The 8,291-nt window shown below is 53.3% G+C and carries 9 protein-coding genes and 1 pseudogene; 4 read left to right on the top strand and 6 right to left on the bottom strand.

All coding sequences use genetic code 11. The features are described 5' to 3' along the window. Positions 1-407: 407 nt before the first annotated feature. From K6T64_RS15670 to K6T64_RS15655, 5 genes and pseudogenes are all read right to left on the bottom strand, one after another. Positions 408-1,289 (bottom strand): annotated as a pseudogene (locus K6T64_RS15670) (IS3 family transposase); the annotation flags it as partial. A gap of 13 nt (positions 1,290-1,302) precedes the next feature. Further along, the gene (locus K6T64_RS16945) at positions 1,303-1,797 is read right to left on the bottom strand and encodes a DUF1648 domain-containing protein (RefSeq protein WP_353737833.1); all 495 of its coding nucleotides are present in this window, start codon (positions 1,795-1,797) and stop codon (positions 1,303-1,305) included. A gap of 306 nt (positions 1,798-2,103) precedes the next feature. Continuing rightward, positions 2,104-2,952 carry an Rpn family recombination-promoting nuclease/putative transposase gene (locus K6T64_RS15665; RefSeq protein WP_288010996.1) on the bottom strand — a complete coding sequence of 283 codons (849 nt, stop codon included), beginning with the start codon at positions 2,950-2,952 and terminating at the stop codon, positions 2,104-2,106. A gap of 123 nt (positions 2,953-3,075) precedes the next feature. Beyond that, positions 3,076-3,237 (bottom strand): IS66 family insertion sequence element accessory protein TnpB, encoded by a 162-nt coding sequence (tnpB, locus tag K6T64_RS15660; RefSeq protein ID WP_170086827.1) that lies wholly within the window; start codon positions 3,235-3,237, stop codon positions 3,076-3,078. Positions 3,238-3,808: 571 nt separating this feature from the next. Further along, positions 3,809-4,045 carry a hypothetical protein gene (locus K6T64_RS15655; RefSeq protein WP_170085289.1) on the bottom strand — a complete coding sequence of 79 codons (237 nt, stop codon included), beginning with the start codon at positions 4,043-4,045 and terminating at the stop codon, positions 3,809-3,811. Between the two features lie 493 nt (positions 4,046-4,538). Between K6T64_RS15655 and K6T64_RS15650 the strand changes: the two genes are divergently transcribed. From K6T64_RS15650 to K6T64_RS15635, 4 genes are all read left to right on the top strand, one after another. Continuing rightward, on the top strand, positions 4,539-5,486 hold the full coding sequence (locus K6T64_RS15650; RefSeq protein ID WP_288010994.1) for a tyrosine-type recombinase/integrase: 948 nt from the start codon (positions 4,539-4,541) through the stop codon (positions 5,484-5,486). Positions 5,487-5,488: 2 nt separating this feature from the next. Then, entirely contained in the window at positions 5,489-5,692 is a 204-nt protein-coding gene (locus K6T64_RS15645; protein WP_288010992.1) for a hypothetical protein, read from the top strand. An 81-nt stretch (positions 5,693-5,773) separates the two neighbouring features. Beyond that, entirely contained in the window at positions 5,774-7,309 is a 1,536-nt protein-coding gene (locus K6T64_RS15640) for a hypothetical protein (RefSeq protein WP_288010990.1), read from the top strand. A gap of 253 nt (positions 7,310-7,562) precedes the next feature. Continuing rightward, a complete protein-coding gene (locus K6T64_RS15635) occupies positions 7,563-7,892 on the top strand; it encodes a hypothetical protein (RefSeq protein ID WP_288010988.1) in 330 nt (109 codons plus the stop codon). Positions 7,893-7,980: 88 nt separating this feature from the next. Here the strand turns inward: K6T64_RS15635 and K6T64_RS15630 are convergent. After that, positions 7,981-8,291: hypothetical protein (locus K6T64_RS15630; RefSeq protein ID WP_288010986.1), on the bottom strand; the 311-nt coding region annotated here is incomplete at its 5' end.

Genomic DNA, 8,291 nt, shown 5'->3' with positions numbered 1-8,291 from the left:
TGACAGGGTCGAGCTGTCGCATCTCGACGGATCACTATGGATGGTTTCACGAAGGTCCTCAGCGCGAAAGAGTTGCCGAGGTAGTCGAGAATGTGATTCAACGAATGGGCTTATAAATACCACCCGCAGCGGTACCTTGGTGAAGATGTTTCGTTGATCCCATTTCGCAGCCTGATTCAGTCGGCCGCCGGCAGCAAGGGACATGTCCCCGACGGTTGAGGTGGACCCCATTGTCAAGACATTTTTTTGGCCCTTTTTAAAGTGTGTTGGGATTCCTGAATTTGGATATGGACGCCGGACCTGTTTTCCATTTCTGGATCATCCCTCGATCATTCTGGTGGAGGGGCACCCCCTAGTCTTTCGTGCCCACTCCTGGCAGAAGGCCCCCCTCGGTGGAGGGGCCCCCTCTAGAGCCCGTGCACAGAGGCCGGCGTCACGTATCCCAGGGACTGGTGCGGACGCCTGTGGTTGTAGAACTCCAGGTATCTGGCGATCCCTTCCCGAGCCTGTTTCGGCGTTTGGTAGTCGTGAAGATACACCTCTTCCTGCTTGAGACTCCGCCACAGGCGCTCGGTGAAGATATTGTCGAGGGCTCGACCCCGACCGTCCATGCTGATCTGAATCCCATGATTTAGCAGCACGTCCGTGTACTTCGGGCTGGTAAAGTGACTTCCCTGGTCGCTATTCATGATCTCTGGCGTCCACTGCCCGAGGGCCTGATCCAAGGCCTTCAGAACAAAATCCATATGCAGGGTTTGATCCAGCTCATAGCTGACCACGTAACGGGAGTACCAGTCCAGGATCGCCACCAGATACATCCAGCCATGCGCCATGCGGATATACGTGATGTCGATGCCCCAGACCTGATTCGGACGCTCGATCTTCAAGCCGCGCAACAGGTAGGGATACACCCGGTGTGCCTGGGCGCGCCGGCTCAAATTGGGACCCGGAGTGATGCCGGCAATCCCCATCTCCCGCATATGACGCTGGACGGCCTTTCGATTGACGGTCCAATGTTCGCTGCGTAAAATGGCTGTGATGCGTCGGGAACCGTAGAACGGATGCTCCGTGTAGATTTGGTCAATCCGGTGTTTGAGCCTCACCTCCTCCTCGGATGGTCCGACCGGCCTGTAGTACAGGCTGGACCGATTTAAGCCCAGAAGCTCGGCCTGAACGGCGAGCGGGAGTTCACGTTCTTGGAAGTCGATGAGAGCCAGCCTGTCCTCTCGACTGAGCGAGGCGAGATTTTTTTCCAACCAAGACAATTGTGTGCTCAGGCGACCGACCTCAAAGCAACTCTCTCTACCTTCCGCGACCTGCTCGCAGGAACATCGGAATAAAGGCTACTATGGTTATTACACCCAATAGAGCAACGACGAGGATAAGAAAACTGCCTAAGCCGGTTTGAACTCCCAGAGCTGCCCGAATCATTCCGCGCTGCAGTACAAACAAAAGTATAGGGAGTTCCATTCCAGTAATTATCTCGACGAGCAAACGACCCAAGGCATAAACCGCAGGAGCATTCTCTGAAGTCACTGCAGTCGGGTAATTGAAATAATGTGGAATACGGGTGAGAAAAAGTGTACCAACATACATTACAATCGTCACGATCGGTAGGACGAAAACATGATCTCGACTCCCCCATGCATCCGGTGTACCAAAGACACCGAAATGCGTAGGCACCTTGGACGGCAAGTGACTCCAGTAAACAATTGTGTAGACAAGTTCAATGACTGCTATCCCTGCGCCTATAGCAAGAACCGCATAATCCCACCACCGGTACGGAAGCCGAAGCACAGGTCGTGAAATACCCTCCACCCCCCGAAACACTAACCCATTTTCCTTCTTCTGTTTGTGCCGACCTAGCCGTATAGGGATCTAGGTATGAATGTATCCAAAAACAGCATTTGCTGCGAACAAAGCGTTTGAATTTGTTATGCAATATATAGGAAGATGATATCCATGTGATTGTATTTTTCTGATTTCCCACTTTTTGTGTCTGACCGGAATTAGTCACTGTGGTTAGTCTTCATGATCGCCAAGTCCGTCCCTGGCCGATTCCCCTAATTGCTCATGGGTAACAGCACTCCATGGCCCCAACCCTCACTCGACCTCTTTCTGAATGGCGGCGATTTCTTCCCGGCTCAGACCGGTACCTTCCGCCACTTGTTCGACGGTCAGACCCATCCGCAAAAGTCTTTTGGCCACCTCTTGTTTTGCGTGCCGCTTTCCTTCTTCCCTTCCTTCTTCCCTCGCCCCGTGAATTTCCGCTTCATAGGTCATTTTCCACTTCAGCCGCTGCTCGTACAGCCTCCGCGCTTCCTCGTCCTGACTGAGAAACTCCAGCGTCGTCTTCGCCTTCTTGATCGCCGGGTCCATCTCCGCCAATTCCTCCAGTTGCTCTCTGGATTTTGCTATGAAAAATAGCATCCAGCGTACCAACCGCCGTTCCAGGCCCACCGACTGTTCCTTCAGCTTGCGCAGTTCCACGAAATGAATCTCTTCCAGATCCGAAAAAGAAATTCCCGTTCGGTCCTCGCGCAGATGAAATGTCGAGTGGTACTGGTCTGTTGGAATGCAGTCGAAATCCACCACATTGATCGTGACCGCCTTGTGCAACTCCCAGTAGCTGTGGCCTTCACTCAGCTGGCCCTCAAACAGTTTTGCCCAGTAGTACAAAGTGCGTTTTTCAATATCCTTCCGATTCCACAACTGCACTTCCACATCAACAAGCATACCCGATTCAGTCCGAGCCTTGACATCCAATACCGATTCCTTATCCAGCAGTGCATCCTTGTGCAAAAAAGGGTCCAGAATTTCCACATCGTCGACCAGTGGCTGGCCGGAATCTTCAAACACCGCGTTGAGAAAACTAACCAGGATGTCTTTGTTTTCCTCGGTGCCGAAAATCCGCTTGAAGACAAAATCGACCCTCGGACTGAGCAACTCCATCCGGTTCACTCCCCGGTTTTTCTGGATTCATTATATCCGGACCGGCATGCTGTTTCCATATTGTGTTCGAATTTGCCGCTCCGGGCGATAGGATGTGAATCATGGAGCAAAACCCACCACGTATCACTGCGTAAGCAAAAGCAAGGAGGTCAAACTGCCCAAAAAGAGGGGTCGATCCGCCAGTTCGAACTGTTCTTTGACCAACACGGCGAGCCCGTCGATGGATTTGCGCATGTCAGTGTTTCCACACGCGAGATAGCCCCGTTGTACCGGATTGTCTAACATTGTGCCGTCAATGCCCGCACGACGTCTGCGAGCCATTCGGACTGACAGCCGGATCTGACCTCAACGACGACATGGTTGACCCGGATCAGCAAAGGTGTCTCCAAGTCGATCGGCTTTTCGTCGATCTCGACCGGGAGCCACTGGGGGAACACTGAAAGGCTGGGGTTTTGGGGTTTTTCGTTGGTTCGCAGTTTGCGCAACCAATAGTACAATTGATCGGGCTGAATGTGATGAGCGGCGGCACCAGGCGGCCGCGCTTTCTGGGAGAATCATCGCATGCGCCGAGCTGATGGGCTACACACGGTATTACAGCCTGGAGTCCATGACCAAGCTCACGGTCAACTCGACCCTATGGGTACCAACGTCCGTGCTACACCAATGACTGCTGTCACGGTAGAGGCACTTGGCGAAATTACACCTCTAGCGAGGACACTACCATATCACTTCCTGCAAGCAAAGATTGTCGAAATTGGTTGTGAGGCCAGGTTGCAAGTCATACGTCATCAAAAGTGCAGGAGAATCTCCCTACTTTGGTCGGCAAATCCGTCAACATCGGGTCAACTTATCCCGTCTAATTCTCGCCATTATAGCTTAGCAGTAACAGCAAGGCTATATCGGTAAACTCGGCAAAATCCTTGAGATGTCGCCGATAGGTGTCGATGGTATGTTTAGCTTTGCCCTTGGCTTTCCATGCGTTGACCGCCATCGATATGGCTTTATGAACCGTTAGGCCCCCCTCTGTATCCTGCCACTCATCTTGAGTAGAAGAGAGGAACTCGACCATCTGAGTCCAGAGGTTAATGTCCATTGGATCAGCCCCCTTAGGAAACGCATATTCGGACTTATCGCCCGGTGCTGCAAATCCTAGAAAAAGACTCTCCGCAAAATCAAGTCAAGGAAGGCCATTCAAAAAAATTCACAAACCTATAACCCCACTGATAACCAACCGCCGCAACAGCCTATAACACCCTTGCCAAAATGGGCATTTTGGAGCACAATAACCCCGAGGATGGAGAAGTCGAGGACGATGGTCTCCGGACAAAGTCTCCATAAGTATCCAGGGGGTTCAGTACAAAGTTTCCATAAGTTGAAAACCCACAGGGAAAAATCCCCTGTGGGTTCTGGGTCGCGGAAAGGCAACCTATAAGCCGAGCTATACGAACTCTAGTCGATGATCCCTTGTCCTGCAAGGCTTCTGCCACCTTGTAAAACTTCCGATTTCGGTAAAATGTGTTCCTTTTAACTTATCCCTCCTCCAAATCTGGCACGGGTTACGTGCCATAAATGGGGGATGGACTTCTATGCACCTCGAAGACTGCCACAAAAAATTCCTGTCGTATCTGCGCCTCGAACGGGATTATTCAAAACTCACCATCAAAAGTTATAGAACTGATTTCCGACACTTCCTCGACTTCCTGGAGAAGAAAGGTATCGACCCAGAACTCGAAAACGTGACAACACCCATAATTCGCGAGTTCATCCTGTACATGGCTGAAGATCTCGGTTTCTCTCCGAACAGCATTCGCCGCCGGATCCACAGCCTGAAAAGTTTCTTCAAGTTCTGCCAGACCCAGGACTACATCGAGAAAAACCCGGCCCTGGCCGTCCAGGTGCCCAAGAAGAAACGTGTGTTGCCCATCTATATCACGCGGGACGACATGGACAAGCTGCTTCGGGCTCCCCTGGAAATGGGCTCATCCCGCACCCGAATCCGGGATTGGCTCATCCTCCAGACCTTCGCCCAAACCGGGATTCGCCGGCAGGAGTTGATCAACCTGGAATGGCGGGACATTGATTTTCGCGAATGCACGCTGAAAGTGCGGAGCGGCAAAGGGGACAAGGATCGGATCATCCCGATTCCGCCGCAGTTGGCGGCCGACCTCCAAATGTTCAAGAACTCGCAAGGCAAGTCCGTCACAGACCGTACGCCGGTATTTCGAAGCGCAACGGGCAAGAAATTGGGCCCCCGGCCTATCAACACGATTTTCGACAAGTACGTCAGACTCGCCGGACTGGAAGACAAGGGTTACACCCTGCACAAAATCCGGCATTCCTTTGCCACGTTTCTGCTGCAGCAAAACGTGAGCCTTGTGGAGATCCAGGAACTGTTGGGTCATGCCGACATTTCGTCGACACGGGTCTACCTTCATACGGACGCGCGTCATTTGAGGGAAGCCGTGATGAAAAATCCGATCCTCAACCAGGGCGACACGGAGAGTGCCGAACCTGAGCTCCAGAGGATGGTGTGACCATGCGGGCGTCTCCACTCTCCACGATCCTTGAAAACCTTCAGCAGGCGTATCACCTGGTCGACGACACGTTACACATCATAGAGGATTCGGGATCTTTTGCGGTGCTTGCACCTGAGGTCGCTGCCGTGCGGGACAAACTGAACGCATTGGCCGAGATTGCCGCCGCTCTCCTCGACGTCCAGCGAGAAGGCAAGCCGCCGTAGATGGGGTCACCTCATCCGCATGGCTGTCCTCGCAAAAATGGCCGACATCCACAATCTGGCTGAATAAGGAGTGTGTTGAACATGCCGTCCCCTCGCCAAGACGCGCCGTATCTTCACGCTCGGATCACGGACTTGTACGAAACCCATTCGGCCAAACAGATCGCGGCCATCCTGAACGCCGACCCGAACGTGGCCGCACCGGTGACCGAGCGGATTATCTATAACACCATCCATAAAGTCCGAACGACGTCCAACGAAAAGGGCTTCAAGAACCGGCGATGGACGGAGGAAGAGGACGCGCAGTTGCGGCAACTGTATTCCGGGGGACTGGAAATCTCTCGGATCGCCGAACGTCTCCGTCGCCCAGAGCCTTCCGTCTATAGCCGCATCAAAAAACTGAACCTGCAAAACCGGAAAATCACCCCGGAACAGGAGGTCACCATCCGCCGTCTGCTTCAGGAGACTACCATGGCCCTGAGGGAAATCTCCCTCGAAGTCGGCGTGAAATACAATGCGGTGCGCCACGTGTCCGATAAAGTGAAGAAATCGACAGGCTCAACAGGCCGTCACCTGGCCAATATCTCGTTTTGGAAGGAGGGTTCCCTCGTGGAACAACGGATTCGGCATGAAATGGTGAAGCTGTATGGAGACGCTGTGATCCCCTGGCAGCGCAACCGCGAATGGAGCGAAGGGCGAGGCTGGCAAATCGACATTCCCCTGCAGTTCCCCGATGGCCTGAAAGTCGCCGTCGAGGTCAACCACGTCAGAGTTCACGCCAATCTGCGCAACCGCGATTACGCCAAACGCAAATTTGCAGAACAGCGGGGCTGGATCTGGGTGCCGATTTGGTACGAAGAACCCACGGCGGAGACGGTCTCCCGAGCGGTGGACACGATCAGGAGCATCGTGGAGGAACGAAGGCAGGGCAAAACCGCGTACTATCGCCGGTACATGAACGAAGTGCATGAACTCGAACGGCAATATTACAACCCGGAACAGCCTCCCTATGATCCCAAGGCGTATGCGTCGTTCTCGCCATTCTGGAGCGAAGCCGATTTGGCGATCATTCGCGAACACTACGGCCAGCGCTCGCTGGAGGAAATCCGCGGCATGCTGTCGGCGCCCCGGACGGATCATGCGATCCTGCACAAGGCCCGACAACTGGGGTTGACGAAGGAGACAAAGAATTTTTCGCCGGAAGAAGACGCCCTGCTTCGGGAACTTTATCCGGATCGGCCCAAGGGAGAAATCCTGGCCCGGTTCCCCGGACGCTCTTGGCAATCGCTGACCACCAGGGCCGGCCGCCTTGGGATCAAGCGCAAGAATACCTGGACAGAAGCAGAAGAAGAGCTTCTCCGGCAACAGTACGGGTCCGCGTCGGACAGAGAGTTGCTCGAAATGTTTCCCGGCCGGTCCTTGCTCAGTATTCGCACCAGGGCACAGCGGCTGGGCCTCAAGAAAGACTCAACCTGGTCGGAGGAGGAGGACAACCGGCTGCGTGCCCTCTATCCGGAGGAACCCCGCCACGTCATCCAGGAGGCTTTCCCCCATCGGACGTGGTCGGCAATCGTCAGCCGGGCCAGCCGACTCGGCATCCGGAGAAACAAACCGTTTTGAACCGATTTCCTGAGCGAAAATGACCCTAAAACTGTTGATTGAGAGGTGATGAGCCGTGTCCATCATTCGTTGTCCCAAACAGGGGGCAAAACCCAAAAGAAGGACCCTCAACAGATCGCCAAGGAATCCCTGCAGGCGATGAAACAGAAGATGAGGGAAAGAGGGTGGGAAAACCCGCCTCCGCTCAAAAGAAAGTTCAAGCGCAACTAAAATGGAAGGATCAGTTCAAAACAGCAAAGGAGATGAGAAAAACATGAGTGACGATCTTCGGACATATCTGGATGAGTTGAACCGGTGGGAAGCGTTCTTCGAAGAAGTGGAGGACATCCAAATCGTGGATGAGATCCCCCAAGACGACGAGAACTGGATTCTGTCAATTGCCATGTTTGAGGATGAAGGAATTGACATTTGTCCGGATTGCCAGAACCCATATCCTCAAACAACCGGATGCGAAACATGTGCCCTGTCGAGCCTGATGGCCGAGTTGGACACGCTGTGGCCTTTCAGAGAAGACATTTGCTGTATACCCTTGGAAGACCAAGACGAAGATTTCTTCATTCTTCCTCCGCCGGAGGAAATGTAACCCGTTTTGAGTCATCCCACAAGCGATTTCGACTAGAAGGGCATGGCGGGTGCGCGAGCACGCATCCGCCCTCTTCTTTATCGAAAGTTCACACTTCCCATGGTTGACTCAGCCCACTTCCTCCTCCCCCACTACCTCTGCGACTTCCTCCATCTCGACTCGAAGGCGGTTGAGGCTTTCGATCAATCAAATCCACGCGTACGACTTCGCCCCAACCTTGACGATTCAAATACGTCACAATCGCATCCTGGTTGTTATTAATCCACTGTCCGTTTACAAAAGTGTGCCCCTTCCACTGCCCATTGTCATAAACGTTTCCGTAAGCCCAGAAATGTCCATTCTTAAAAACCGGAACCGTTTCCGCGAACTGTTGATATTCTCCTTGTCCACTTCCAATAC

This window comes from Kyrpidia sp., from assembly GCF_023512215.1.
Lineage (GTDB): Bacteria > Bacillota > Bacilli > Kyrpidiales > Kyrpidiaceae > Kyrpidia > Kyrpidia spormannii.
This window is presented reverse-complemented; position numbering and strand designations above follow the sequence as displayed.